Genomic DNA, 13,284 nt, shown 5'->3' on the forward strand with positions numbered 1-13,284 from the left:
TATGGTTAAAGCTTTGTTAATGTTTTGCCACTCCAGCCAAACAAGATCGTTAGAATTGGTCCTAGTAAACAGAAGAAGGTGAACGGTAGGTAATCCAGTGTGGAAATACCGAGGACACTTGTGATAAAAATACCACAAACACTCCAGGGTACAAGTGGGTTGACGACCGTACCTGCATCCTCCATGACGCGTGAAAGGTTTTTTGGTGCAAGCCCAACCTTTGCAAATTGTGCCTTAAAGGCCTCACCAGTTAATAGAATGGATAAGTACTGTTCACCGATCAATGTATTAACACCGATGCCGGTGATGGCAGCGCCTGTAATAACAGAACCAGCACTTTTAAATAAGCTTTCGACCTTCGCTAAAATGCTTTGAATAATGCCTAGTGTGAATAAAAGGCCACCCATTGTTAAGGCAAGTAAGACAAGCGCGATTGTAAATAGCATACTATTCATCCCACCACGAGTGAGCAAGGCATCTACCTCTTTATTACCAGTTTGAGAGACATAGCCATCAAACAGAATTTTGAAGACATCTGAAGCGGGAACTGGGTCAAGTAAAGAGCCAAGACCTACTCCAATAATGGACACAACAGCCAATGTAATGACTGCAGGTGCCTTGTAAAAAGTCATGATTACGAGAACAACAATTGGCAATAATGTATACCAATGAATAAGTCCTGTAGACAGTAAACCCCCTTTAAATTGCTCCACTGTCTCAAAGGATGTAGCAGCTCCTGTTGGGGAGATAATAGCATAGAGCACAAAGGAGATAAGAAAAGCAGGGATGGTTGTCCAGCCCATATTTTTAATATGCTCAAAAAGGTCTACACCAACTGTACCAGAAGCAAGATTGGTTGTATCGGATAATGGAGACATTTTATCACCAAAGAAGGCCCCAGAAACAATCGCTCCAGCTGTAATGGTTAGCGAGATATCCATAGCTCCGGCAATGCCCATAAATGCTACACCAACCGTTGCTACAGTTGTCAGAGAGCTTCCAATTGAAATACCAACGATACTACAAATTAAAAACACGATAGCAAAGAAAAAGTTTGGCGACACAGTTAAAAAGCCATAATAGATAAGGGTTGGGATCGTTCCACCCATAATCCAGCTGGAAATTAAAATGCCAATAAAAAAGAAAATAAAAACGGCGCCAAGTCCAGCGCTAGCACCAGCAATCATACCACCCTCAAGATCGCGAAAGGGTACTTTTTTCAGTAATCCATAAGCCAGTAAAAGGGCAATCACAAGAAAAATCGGGATATGCGGCGTAGCCTTTAAATAGCCAATACTATAAGCCATTATGGCGATAATTAAAATAGTGATAAAGCTTGCCTCAAGAAATCGAGGGTTACTCTTTGCTTCTATTCGAAACATGTGAATCCTCCTAATAAATACTTCTGCGCTTCAATGCGGTGAAGCCCAAAAGTATTATAGCACGCTAATATTTTTTGTCAATTGACTGAAAATTGGCGGTCTCAATGAAAGAAATAATCCAAGGCATTTTTCAAAATCAATAAACATGTCATGACAATAAAGATGACACGCATCATGCTCGTTCCACGCTTCAGCGCAAATTTGGATCCAAGGATTGCCCCAAAGATCATGACAAAGCCCATCGAAAAACCATAGAGAAAATGAACTTCTCCTAAAACTAAAAACATGATTAATGCCGCTAAATTTGAGGTGAAATTAAAAGCTTTCGCATTACCAGCAGCTTGGAGAAAATCATAACCCATCATTAATAGAATAAAAATAAAAAATGAACCCGTACCTGGTCCAAAAAAGCCATCGTAAAAACCAATAGCCGCAAATGCACCTATATAGGCTAAATGTTTGGCTGTACTAAGTACAAGCTCTTGATATTGCTGTCCCCAATCTTTTTTAAACATTGTATAAGCAGCTACAAGGACGAGCATAACAAGCATAAGTGGTTTTAAAATAGCAGGGGACACAAGATGGACAGTAAAGGCACCGAGTAAAGACCCTACAAAGATAAAGGGGAGGATTTTTCCGATTTTCTTGATATCAACTTTACCTGCACGTAAAAAAGTTAGCATACTTGTACCATTACTAATGGTATTGGCCAGTTTATTTGTGGCAATGGCTGTACTTGGAGGTAAACCAACAGCCATTAATGCAGGTAAGGAGATGAGCCCACCACCTCCAACAATCGCATTTAAAAAAGATGCGATAAAAGCAAGTAGTAATAATATTGTGAGTGAAAGTAAATCAATATCCATAAATATGCTCCCATCTTTCCTCATTGCGTTTTAACATAGCGTACTGCGGAAGTCAAAAAATAACAATGAAATTCCAGCATTTTCATGTAAATTTCGTTTACAATTCCTTAACATTTCACAAGACAAACAAATAAGCAGAAAAAAGTTTATTTCAAGTATTTTTATAAAAATAAAAGAAAAAATGGTCATTTTTAAAGAAAAAATAGTGATTTTTAATATTTGATTTCCAACGTTTACAACTTGCGAAATAGCTTAAAAATAAATGTGGCAAATTTTATATTACAGTTTTGTAAAATCAACATCTTAGTGTTTAAAATTTTGTAGAATTGTGTAAATGTTTTGTTATGATGGTTCAGAAATTGACAATATTTTTTCAACAGGAGGAACAGGATGTTCAACTCAAATAAGCAAGATCCATTTTTTCAGTCACTATTAAAAATTGCGAAAAACGTGAATGAGGGTATCTATTATGCTCATAATGCCCGTATTCAAGATATAGATGCGCTAAAAGAAATTGCAGATACAATGAAGCAATACGAAACAAGTGGCGATAAATTAATCCATGAGCTAATCGTTATGCTGAATAAATCCTTTATGACGCCAATTGAGCGTGAAGATATTTTAGCATTAGCCAATAAATTAGATGATGTGATTGATGGAATGGAAGGCTGTATTGCACACTTCAATATGTACAACCTAACAGAAGTAACAGAGCCAATGCGTCAATTCCTCACATATATTGCGAAAAGCACGGACGAAATGGTACAAGCCATGGAACTGTTAAATAGTAAAAAGCTTGTGGAAATGCGTAAACATGCTATTCAAATTAAGGACAATGAACGTGAATGTGATGAAATTTTCCGTTCTTCAATGAAGCAATTATTCATCCAAGAAAAAGACCCAATGCGTTTGATTGTTTTCAAGGATATTTATGAGCAATTTGAAGACATTGCGGACAGCTGTCAAACAGTAGCAAACACAATTGAAACAATAATTATGCGTAATGCATAAGATGGAGTGTACGAAATGGATACGATCTTATTAATCACCATATTAGTCGTTATTTTCGCACTTGTGTTCGACTTTATAAACGGCTTCCATGATACAGCCAATGCGATTGCTACCTCTGTATCGACCCGTGCCTTAAAGCCACGTACTGCGGTTTATATGGCAGCAGTAATGAACTTCGTCGGAGCGATTACATTCGTTGGGGTAGCCAAAGCCCTAACAAAAGATATTGTGGACCCATTTTCTTTAAATGCCTATGATGGAGATATTACAGGTTCTGTTGTTATTTTAGCAGCCTTATTATCTGCCATTACATGGAATTTATTAACATGGTATTTTGGGATTCCATCAAGTTCTTCTCATACATTAATAGGTTCTGTTGCAGGGGCAGCTATTGCCGCAGCAGGATTTGATATTTTGAACTATGCTGGGTTTATTAAAATTCTTCAAGCACTTATTTTTTCACCATTACTAGCGTTCGCAGCTGGTTTCCTGATGATGACATTATTAAAAGTCATCTTCAAAGATATGAATTTATATCGAACGAATAAAGGCTTCCGTACAATGCAAATTGGGACAGCAGCCTTACAATCCTTTACACACGGGACAAATGATGCGCAGAAGGCAATGGGTATTATTACCTTGGCGCTAATCGCCGGCGGCCTACACCAAGGAGATGATATTCCTTTCTGGGTACGTTTTGCTGCAGCAACTGCGATGGGTCTTGGTACATCTGTCGGAGGTTATAAAATTATCAAAACGGTGGGCGGTAAAATCATGAAAATCCGCCCAGTAAATGGGGTAGCAGCAGACTTAGCTTCTGCATCGATTATCTTTGGTGCCACATTAATCCATTTACCAGTTTCTACAACACATGTTATTTCTTCATCCATCATGGGTGTCGGAACAGCACACCGTGTTAAAGGCGTTAAATGGGGGATGGCACGTAAAATCGTTACAACATGGGTCATCACGATGCCAATCTCTGCTGTCATGGCAGCATTGATTTACTATATTCTAAGTTTATTTTTCTAGTTCGCTAAGGAATGCACAATCACAGTGCATTCCTTTTTTAATGGGATAAAAATGAAGGATGTAGCGGATAGAACCGGCAAAGTGGCGGATAGCCGGTTAAAGTAGTGGATAGAACCGGCAAAGTGGCGGATAACCCGGTTAAAGTAGTGGATAGAACGGCAAAATTGGCGGATAGCCCGGTTAAAGTAGTGGATAGAACGGCAAAAGTGGCGGATAGCTCGGTCAAGTTGCGGATAGGAGCGGCAAAGTGGCGGATAGCCTGGTTAAAGTACCGGATAGAACGGTAAAAGTGAAGGATAGCCCGGGCAGGAAGAAAACTGCTTCGATGAAATCGGTAGCCTCCTCCCCTTGTGTAAAGAGCAGTTTCGCTCTAAGGTAATTATAAAGAAAGTGTAAAGTTCGGAGAAAATCGTTTTTTCCGTAGTAAGGTGAATGCAGGAGGAAAATGATGAAGGAAAAATTACTACTGATTGAGGATGATACAGCGATTGGGCGCATTGTGAAGGATACGCTAGAACAGGAGGGCTATTGTGTGACATGGGCTACTACGGGCCTTGAGGGACTGGAAGATTTTCAAACGCAACCTTTCGATTTAGTGCTAGTGGATTGGATGCTGCCAGAAATGGATGGGTTAACGGTTTGTCAAAATATCCGTTGGGAGAGTGATGTGCCAATCCTAATGATGAGTGCCCGCAAGGAAGATGCGGATAAGGTGGAGGGCTTGCAGGGGGCAGACGATTATATCGCTAAACCATTTAGCTTAGAAGAATTAAAGGCACGAGTTGCCTCTCATCTTAGACGCTGGCGACGCTACCACAAACAAGACGTGATAGAAGAGCATACTGCCTATGCGAATGGTTTAACAATAGATTGGCAACGACAAATAGTATGTGTTTATCAGCAAGAAATTGCATTAACTCAAAAGGAGTTTGCCCTTGTTAGGCTGCTAGCTAAAAATCCGAGTCAAACCTTTACAAAAGAAGAACTGTATCAGCATATTTGGCAGCAAGCAACGTTAGAGGACACTCATACTGTCACAGTGCATATCAAGGCACTGCGCGAAAAGCTCAAGGATTCTGTGAAAAAACCAAATTTCATTCAAACTGTGTGGGGTAAGGGCTACCGTTTTATTGGTGAACCATTATGAAAATAAAAGCGTGGTTACTAATTATGTTTTTTATTGTAATGGTCATACCCATATTAGGAGCTTATAGCCTTTATGTGTGGATTAATGCTTATTACCAAGATAAAAATGTGGCGGAGTACTTTGACAAGTGGACAGAGCTAAATCAGGTAAAAGATGTCGTTGAAAATCCAGTGCTTTATCAAAAAAATGCCGATTTTGAGGAGATAGAGGAACTTACCAATGAGAAGCTGGCGATTACCCTCTATACGAAATCTGGCTATGTTTTATATTCCTCCAACCCTTTGCTAACGGGCTATGTAGGGAAAGAGCGCATGTTAAATGGTTTATATGATTTACAGCAAGCATACAACGCCTTTACATACAAGGAGCCTGTGTATCTAAAAGGTGATTTGCTTGGCATCTATGAAATTCAATTAATACGAACAGATTGGGTAAAGGGTGTAGAAAAGCGTTCATGGCTTGTCATCGCAAGCACGATCCTGTTGTTTCTTATCATTTATTTAACTGTCATCTTGTTGCTTCATCGGAAACTGAATCGGCCATTAGGTGAACTGATGCAGCACATGCGTAATTTTGCGAAAGGTCAGCATGTTAAATCAACTCTAAGCGTAAGAAAAGATGAGATTGGGGCACTCGCCAAAACATTTGAGGCGATGCAGGTTGAAATTGAAAAGACTCGAGCTTCCTTAAAAGCGGAACAACAGCAAAAAGAAATGATGATTGCAAGTATTTCCCATGATTTGAAAACACCCCTTACAGCCATCCAAGCCTATGCGGAATCTTTACAAAATAAAGGCTTATCAGAACAGCAGGTGGCAGAATATCAGCAGGTCATCGTTACGAAGGCAGATCGGATGAAGCATATGCTAGAGGATTTAATGATGTTTACCTTACTTCAATCAACGAACTATACATTAGAGCTTATTGCTGTGGATGGAGAAGAATTTTTTGACATGGCCTTGTCTGACTATGAACCGTTATGTGAGGAAGAAGGATTTACATTAAAAGTCTTCTGTTCCGTAGATGGACTCTATGCTGTGCATCCTAAACAACTTCAGCGTGTCATTGATAATTTATTGAGCAACGCCTGGCGTTATGGGGAAAAGGGGACAACAATAGGCTTAGCGGCAGTCAATGCTGGAAATGATCCCGAATGGGGCTTTGATTTCTTGAAGTCTGCTTTAAACAAGCAAGAAGGTATGTATATAATTGTGCAAAATCACGGAAGAGGCATACCACAACAGGACATTGTTAAATTATTCGAGCCAATGTATCAAGCAGATTATGCGAGATCAAAGGCTGGTGAACGAGGAACAGGACTAGGCTTAAATATTACAAAACAAATTATTGAAAAACATGGGGGTACTGTCGAACTGCTTTCTAGAGAGAACATTGGAACAGCGGTAATTTGCTGGCTACCACCTTATAAAGGAGTAAATGAATGATGAATTGGAAAAGATCTTGCCGAGCAGCAGGCTTAATTGCTGTTATGACATTTAGCTTGGTGGGCTGTAATTCAGAGGCAACTTATACACCTCAGGAAATTATCGACCAAGCCCTTCAAGAATCGAAAGAGCCACTCACTTATTATGGCGAATATACGTTAGATATGGGAGAGCTAGGTGGTAAAGCTCAAGTGAAGGAATGGGTAAAGGATAGCAATAGACGGATAGAAATGACAGGCGATAATGGTGAACATGTTATCACAGTTAAAAATGATGCTAAAGTGATTAGCTATGATGTCACTGAAAAGACAGCCTACACAATGGATTATTCACAACCTGAATTAGACAGCTTGCAATCACCTAAAGATCAGGTACAGCTTATTTTTAATATGGTTAAAGATACGCATGATATTAAGATAGCAGGAGAAGAGAAGGTTGCAGGTAGAGATACCTATAAAATCGTCGCAAAAACGAAGAAAACGGAATCGTTATTTGGCGATATCGAAGCATGGATTGACAAAAAAACTTGGCTGACATTAAAAATGAAGACAGATAGTGCAGGGACTCATATGCTCACTGAATATTCTAAGATTAATTTTGGTGAAAAAATAGATGCTCAACAATTTACACTAGATTTACCAAAGGATGTAACGATTCAGGAAATTAGCGGACAGGATACTTCTGAATCCATTTCATTGGACGACGTAAAGCAGCAGCTTGAAAAATTTTTATTAGTACCAGAAGTAAATGGTCTAACGTTAGACAACATATCCATGGTTAAAGGGATAGAGGAACGACCAGAATACTCTTTCGATTATGTTTTAGATGGAGAGCTAGCCTTTTTTGTCACGATTTTTAAAGCAGATGCTAGTGTTGCAGATATTGGTCCCATTTTAAATGAAAAAGAAATAGATATTCGAGGACAAAAAGGCACTGTTATGGATGGTGAAAATTTCCGTTCCCTTGCTTGGCAAGAAAACGGCTACCAATATAGTATGGTTGGACAAAATCCAGAATTAACAGTTGAGGATCTTTTAAGCTATGCGCAACAAATGACCGTTGTACAATGAGGTGATACTATGAAAAAAGCGCAAGGACTAAAATGTCTGGCATTATTTTTATTTACCACTATTTTCTTATATGGGGTAGGAGAAACATATGAGGTGTCTTGGCTACAATTTCACTTTACGGGACAATATCAGGATGTAGGCTTTTATTTCAGTTTTACATCCCTCATTCCAATATTAATTGGATTGTTAATGGTGGGTCTATATGAATCATTGTTAAAAAGATTCATCTAAATAATTTGGAGCAGGATCAGAGTGGAGGATCCTGCTTTTTTTATGGTAGAAATAGAGTTGGTATATTACAATATTTATGTAAAGAGGATATTAATAGGAGGTTTCTTCAATGGCTACATTTCTACATGGCTTTGCTCAACAACTCATTTTCCCCTTGTTTATGATTTTATGCTTTTATTTCACATTAACTTATTTTCATCATCTAAAGACAGGCGATGATCGTGGTATTAAGAACACAAAATGGGCTGCAGTGGTATGTTTAGCTTTCGCTTTGGTTGCACCAGCGCTTTATAATGTGATTACGTTTATGGTCATGATGAGGTAAAGTGATAATTTTGGCACAATACGTACATAATGTAAGGTAACAGGTTTAGTCCTTCTAAAATGAGGGAATATACATTCATCCTAGGATATTGTAGGTGGTACATATGTTTGACAATTTACTATTTCAGTTACCTTTTATTATTTTTATCGGTTTGTTTTCACAGTGGTTAGCATGGCGTTTTCGCATGCCTGCCATTGTCATTATGAGTATCGCTGGGCTAATTATTGGTCCGTTTACAGGGTTAGTGTCTCCAAAAGAGACATTTGGCCCTATTTTTCATACCATTATTTCTCTGGCAGTTGCCGTTATATTATTTGAAGGAAGTTTAAGCCTTGATTTTCGAGAAATACGTGGCTTTAAGAAGTCCATATTGCGTATTTCCACAGTAGGGGCAGCCATCGCTTGGATTGCAGGCTCTACTGCCGCGCATTTTGTTGCAGGGCTATCATGGCCAGTCTCTTTTGTCATTGGTGGATTATTTATTGTGACAGGTCCAACCGTTATTTTGCCTTTATTGAGACAAGCAAAATTGAAGGAGCGACCAGCAGCTATCTTAAAGTGGGAAGGCATCGTTGTAGATCCTTTTGGCGCATTGTTAGCGCTATTTGCGTATCAGGTCGTTTTGGGTATATATCATTTAGAAGGTGGGACATCTCTTACCGTTTTCTTTGTTTCCGCCTTTTTAGCCGCCCTGTTAGGAGGGGTCGTCGGTTATGTAATGGGGCAATGCTTGGAGCGTGTTTTAATTACAGAGTTTTTGAAATCACCTTTGTTACTTGCTACTATTTTACTTGTTTTTGCCCTAAGCGATGCCATCATGCACGAGACGGGCTTACTGGCTGTGACAGTGATGGGGCTTGTGATGGCAAATATGCATTTAACAAGTCATCATGAGCTGTTGCATTTTAAAGAAAATATTTCGGTTATTTTAATTTCAAGTGTCTTTATTATGCTGACGTCGTCTTTAACCATCGATACGTTATGGCAAATCGTTGATTGGCGTATGCTACTATTCGTGCTAGCAATGATGTTTATTGTTCGACCGTTATCGATTTGGATTGCGACCATTAATACGGGCTTAACATTGGAAGAACGGGCCTTAATTGGGTGGATTGCACCGAGAGGGATTGTAGCATTAACCGTTTCAGGTTACTTTACAACGGCACTACAAGATGTAGGTTTTCAAAGTGCACAATTATTAACAGCGCTCACATTAGCACTTGTTTTTGCGACAGTGGTTGCCCATGGCTTTAGCATTGGCTGGCTTGCGAAAAAATTAGATCTACAAGCTTCCACTGGGAAGGGTATTGTGATTGTAGGCGCTTCTCCATTTACAACACAGCTCGCAACGTCCCTGCAAAATAACGGAATTGATGTGTTGATGATGGATCGTGCATGGGAAGATTTATCTGCTGCTCGACAAAATGGTATTAAGACGGAAACAGGTGATATTTTAAGCGAGCATACTGAGTTTTATGTTGATTTAACCCCATATGATCAACTAATTGTAGCAACAAAGCAGGACGCCTATAATGTCCTTGTTTGTGCAGACTTTGTTCCAGAATTAGGGCGTCTCAATATTTTTCAAACGGCTTTACATTCTACAGACCCTAAAAATTACTCACGGAAGTACGGGGGACAGCTTCTTGTCGATGCACAGCATGATATTCATCAGCTAAATGAACTGATAGAGCAAGGTGCACAACTTCGTCAAACGAAAATTACAGAAGTATTTACATGGAAGGATTATGTAGAACAAAATCCTCATGCCGTCTGGGTGTATGCTATAACACAGGATGGAGCTATCGTGTTGGATATGGTCAATAAATATGACGATATAAAACATGAACCACATACTATTATTAGTTTAATTCGCTAAAACCAGCCACCTGTTTGTGCAGGGCGGCTGGTTTTTTGATGCAAGAGAAAGGAGACTAGTTGACTGAAAATGACCATGCTTGGAATTAGTGTTCTGCCTGTTTTATACAAAACAAGAACAGCTAGCTTAAAGAGAGAATCCTACCCCAAGAGAGCATTTAATTAGGAGATTTTTCTAACCCATTTCTACTAAAAATCGCAGTGTTAAATGGCTAGCCATACTTTCCTCCTCATTACGCAATCTGCTGTAAATGTGTCTTCTTAAAAGCGTCATCATATTTTAAACCATAGCCAAGTGCGCGATCTAAGAAAATATGTGCGAGCCAAATCAGGGCAGCCATCAGAGGTATTGATGTAGTCGTTAGTAAACCAATCACCATCAACATGGCAGGTAGCACAAAACTATGCCCCATATTATAGAAAAGAGCGCCTATTTTTGTATTGATGAGATAGCCAACCATGGTGATGTCTGGGAGCAATAAAAACACAATAAAATAAAGCCATGGAAAATTTAGATGACCATAGAAAGAAGCTGTGATGATGAAAGCAAGGATATATTCGATTGAGATGATTTTACGTAGTGACATTTAACCACGACCTTCCAGTAAATTTTGATACATATCCTCAATGAGTAAGGCAATTTTTTCTTGATTTTCTTCAAATTGTCCGTCAGCCATTAACGTTTTTGTCAGTTGTAACGAATGAAGCGCATGCTGATAGAATCGTAGTTGCTGCTCAATTTGGGCAATCTTTGTGGAAAATAGCTGTACCGTTTCTTCATTACATGCTGTTGAAATAGGCTTTTGTTCGAGTGTCAGTAAATGTTTAATTTCTTGAAGCGTAAAGCCTAGCTGTCGTAAAACGATAATAAATTTCATTGTATGTTCACACATGGCATCATACACACGGTAGCCATTGTCTTGTTTTTGCGGCTGTAAGAGTCCCTCTTTTTCATAGTAGCGAACGGTATCAGTTGTTAATTGAAATTTCTCGGCGAATTGTTTAATTTTCATGTAAGTACCTCCTAAATTCATCCTAACATTGGAGTATGCTCCAAGGTCAAGGTGCTTGAGGAAAAAATTTAAAAAAATGAAACGGTCATTCAGTGGCAGTCGTTTATAGTGTAAGAAGGGGAGGTGGACGGCATACTTGAGGAAATGATCGAAGAACATGCAGCACATTTATTACGTCTCGCCTATTTTTATGTAAAAAACCGACAAACCGCAGAGGATATTGTGCAAGAGGTCTTTATTAAATTTTCTCAGCGTGGTTATGAAGAACGCGGGCAGTTGCGTGCGTATTTATCCACTCTAACGATTAATCAAAGCAAGGATTATTTAAAAAGCTGGCATTATAAGAAATTACTATTACAAGAAAAAATATTTCCTATTCAGGGGAATAGACAACGAGATGAGCTCGTGGCAGCAGAGGAAAGGTCTCACATTGGGGCAGCTATTTTAAAGCTTTCACTTACCTATCGGGAGCCTATTATCCTTTATTATTTTGAAGAAATGAAAATTCGTGATATTGCCCAGCTACTTGGCATTGCGGAGAATACGGTGAAAACAAGACTGAAGCGGGCAAGAGAAGCATTAAAGCCTCATCTAAAGCAGGAGGAATGGGAGGTGCTTAGACATGAATGAGATACAGAAGGAATTACTCAAAGTCGCTGGTGATATGACAGCAAGCAAAGAACGAGTCAAAAAACAAGTACTACAACAGTCTATCAATAGAAGGAAGCCTTTTCGTTTCACTCTATTAACCATCCTACTGACACTTTGTGTGGTGGGGTTTATGATGGTGCAGCTTCTTACGAACGAAACAGAGCAAACAACCTCACTATTTCATGAAAGACAGCTTGAGCATTTCGAACGGATTAATCGGCTAATGTGGCCAGGGAAAGAGCAGGAATTTTATAAAGAGGAAGCCTATCTATCGTATGAGAAGCTCGTTGCCGCCTACTATTTTGGGAAATCATTAGGGATTGATTATTCTAAGGCAGAGCTAGAGGCGGAGAGAAAGAAGCAGGTAGAACAGTTGGAAATGCTTTATCAAGCATCTGAATACGAAGCACTATTTCAGGGATTAGCACCGAAACAGTATGTTGAAACATATCTCGAGCCCCTACTGCCGATGTATACAACGCGAACAAAGCTATATGCCTTCTATAAAGAAAAATATCCAACTTTTTATGCTTACCAAGAAGTAGCCAATATTGATGCCAAACGATATTTCCAAGCGCATTATACTGATCAGGCAGCAGCCTTTCAGGAGGAGCATAACATCGTATTACGGACCAATTCACATGGCTCTTCAATGGTCGGAACAGTTGCAGAGGTTGAAGCGAATGTTTTCTTATTTATTGAAGGAGTGATTCCCGAGGACCTTGATCATATGACGGAAGAACAGCTTGCTGAAAAATATGAACAGGCCAATTGGTATCCTGTGCTGGATGATTTTCCTGTCAAGCAGGGGGATTATATTACTTTAACTTCTATGGGAACAGGCAGTATAGAGGAAAACGGGGTCGTAAGAAAATATGGTTTATTATCTAAACTGGAAAAGCTAGAGCCAACCATTACAAAAAAGCTTGAGCTAGAAAATGACAAAGAGGTCGCTCAGTTTTTACAGGATATCCCTTGGCAGCCCGCAAATTATATGAAAAGGCCACCCGAATATTCATTTGAAGTAGAAGGCGTCCGTATTGAAATGTGGAAGGGCTATGGGGGTTCAATTTATCTCCAAAAGGCTGGAAGCGGAGAAATTCACCTTAGTGCCAACAGAGCGAAGGCATTAATAGCCATCCTAGGCATAGAAGAATCTTAACAAGTCTCTTGAAAGAGGCTTGTTTTTTGTTTAGGGGAAAATTATAGTGAAAGTACCATGTTAAAATAACC

General features: G+C 39.3%; 14 protein-coding genes. 10 read left to right on the forward strand and 4 right to left on the reverse strand.

The annotated features are described in order from the left end of the window. Window positions 1-5: 5 nt before the first annotated feature. Together nhaC and VK91_RS02290 are read right to left on the reverse strand one after the other, a co-directional pair. Window positions 6-1,382, reverse strand: a complete 1,377-nt coding sequence (gene nhaC, locus VK91_RS02285) for a Na+/H+ antiporter NhaC (RefSeq protein WP_048390375.1) — start codon at window positions 1,380-1,382, stop codon at window positions 6-8. A 101-nt stretch (window positions 1,383-1,483) separates the two neighbouring features. Continuing rightward, window positions 1,484-2,248 (reverse strand): TSUP family transporter, encoded by a 765-nt coding sequence (locus VK91_RS02290; RefSeq protein WP_048390377.1) that lies wholly within the window; start codon window positions 2,246-2,248, stop codon window positions 1,484-1,486. Between the two features lie 390 nt (window positions 2,249-2,638). On the opposite strand from VK91_RS02290, the gene VK91_RS02295 reads away from it, so the two are divergent. The 8 genes from VK91_RS02295 to VK91_RS02330 all read left to right on the forward strand — a co-directional run bounded on the left by VK91_RS02295 (window position 2,639) and on the right by VK91_RS02330 (window position 10,388). Next, a complete protein-coding gene (locus VK91_RS02295) occupies window positions 2,639-3,259 on the forward strand; it encodes a DUF47 domain-containing protein (protein WP_004229078.1) in 621 nt (206 codons plus the stop codon). A gap of 15 nt (window positions 3,260-3,274) precedes the next feature. Further along, a complete protein-coding gene (locus VK91_RS02300; protein ID WP_004229076.1) occupies window positions 3,275-4,291 on the forward strand; it encodes an inorganic phosphate transporter in 1,017 nt (338 codons plus the stop codon). Between the two features lie 448 nt (window positions 4,292-4,739). Beyond that, window positions 4,740-5,438 carry a response regulator transcription factor gene (locus tag VK91_RS02305; RefSeq protein ID WP_048390381.1) on the forward strand — a complete coding sequence of 233 codons (699 nt, stop codon included), beginning with the start codon at window positions 4,740-4,742 and terminating at the stop codon, window positions 5,436-5,438. Further along, on the forward strand, window positions 5,435-6,883 hold the full coding sequence (locus tag VK91_RS02310; RefSeq protein WP_048390384.1) for a HAMP domain-containing sensor histidine kinase: 1,449 nt from the start codon (window positions 5,435-5,437) through the stop codon (window positions 6,881-6,883). Before VK91_RS02305 ends, VK91_RS02310 begins: the two co-directional genes overlap by 4 nt. Beyond that, a complete protein-coding gene (locus VK91_RS02315; RefSeq protein WP_048390502.1) occupies window positions 6,883-7,953 on the forward strand; it encodes a sigma-E factor regulatory protein RseB domain-containing protein in 1,071 nt (356 codons plus the stop codon). Before VK91_RS02310 ends, VK91_RS02315 begins: the two co-directional genes overlap by 1 nt. A 9-nt stretch (window positions 7,954-7,962) precedes the next feature. Continuing rightward, the gene (locus VK91_RS02320) at window positions 7,963-8,184 is read left to right on the forward strand and encodes a hypothetical protein (RefSeq protein WP_004229062.1); all 222 of its coding nucleotides are present in this window, start codon (window positions 7,963-7,965) and stop codon (window positions 8,182-8,184) included. 109 nt (window positions 8,185-8,293) lie between these two features. Further along, a complete protein-coding gene (locus VK91_RS02325) occupies window positions 8,294-8,509 on the forward strand; it encodes a hypothetical protein (RefSeq protein ID WP_048390387.1) in 216 nt (71 codons plus the stop codon). A 103-nt stretch (window positions 8,510-8,612) separates the two neighbouring features. Continuing rightward, entirely contained in the window at window positions 8,613-10,388 is a 1,776-nt protein-coding gene (locus VK91_RS02330) for a sodium:proton antiporter (RefSeq protein WP_048390389.1), read from the forward strand. A 232-nt stretch (window positions 10,389-10,620) separates the two neighbouring features. Here the strand turns inward: VK91_RS02330 and VK91_RS02335 are convergent, their stop codons facing one another. Together VK91_RS02335 and VK91_RS02340 are read right to left on the reverse strand one after the other, a co-directional pair. Beyond that, window positions 10,621-10,974: a DUF4260 domain-containing protein gene (locus VK91_RS02335; protein ID WP_048390391.1), complete on the reverse strand. Its 354-nt coding sequence runs from the start codon at window positions 10,972-10,974 to the stop codon at window positions 10,621-10,623. Further along, the gene (locus VK91_RS02340) at window positions 10,975-11,400 is read right to left on the reverse strand and encodes a MerR family transcriptional regulator (RefSeq protein ID WP_048390393.1); all 426 of its coding nucleotides are present in this window, start codon (window positions 11,398-11,400) and stop codon (window positions 10,975-10,977) included. Between the two features lie 123 nt (window positions 11,401-11,523). Between VK91_RS02340 and VK91_RS02345 the strand changes: the two genes are divergently transcribed. Together VK91_RS02345 and VK91_RS02350 are read left to right on the forward strand one after the other, a co-directional pair. Beyond that, window positions 11,524-12,030 (forward strand): sigma-70 family RNA polymerase sigma factor, encoded by a 507-nt coding sequence (locus VK91_RS02345; protein ID WP_048390395.1) that lies wholly within the window; start codon window positions 11,524-11,526, stop codon window positions 12,028-12,030. Beyond that, on the forward strand, window positions 12,023-13,213 hold the full coding sequence (locus VK91_RS02350) for a hypothetical protein (RefSeq protein WP_048390397.1): 1,191 nt from the start codon (window positions 12,023-12,025) through the stop codon (window positions 13,211-13,213). Before VK91_RS02345 ends, VK91_RS02350 begins: the two co-directional genes overlap by 8 nt. Window positions 13,214-13,284 lie beyond the last annotated feature (71 nt).

Source organism: Lysinibacillus sp. LK3 (assembly GCF_001043675.1).
Classification (GTDB): Bacteria; Bacillota; Bacilli; order Bacillales_A; family Planococcaceae; genus Lysinibacillus; species Lysinibacillus capsici.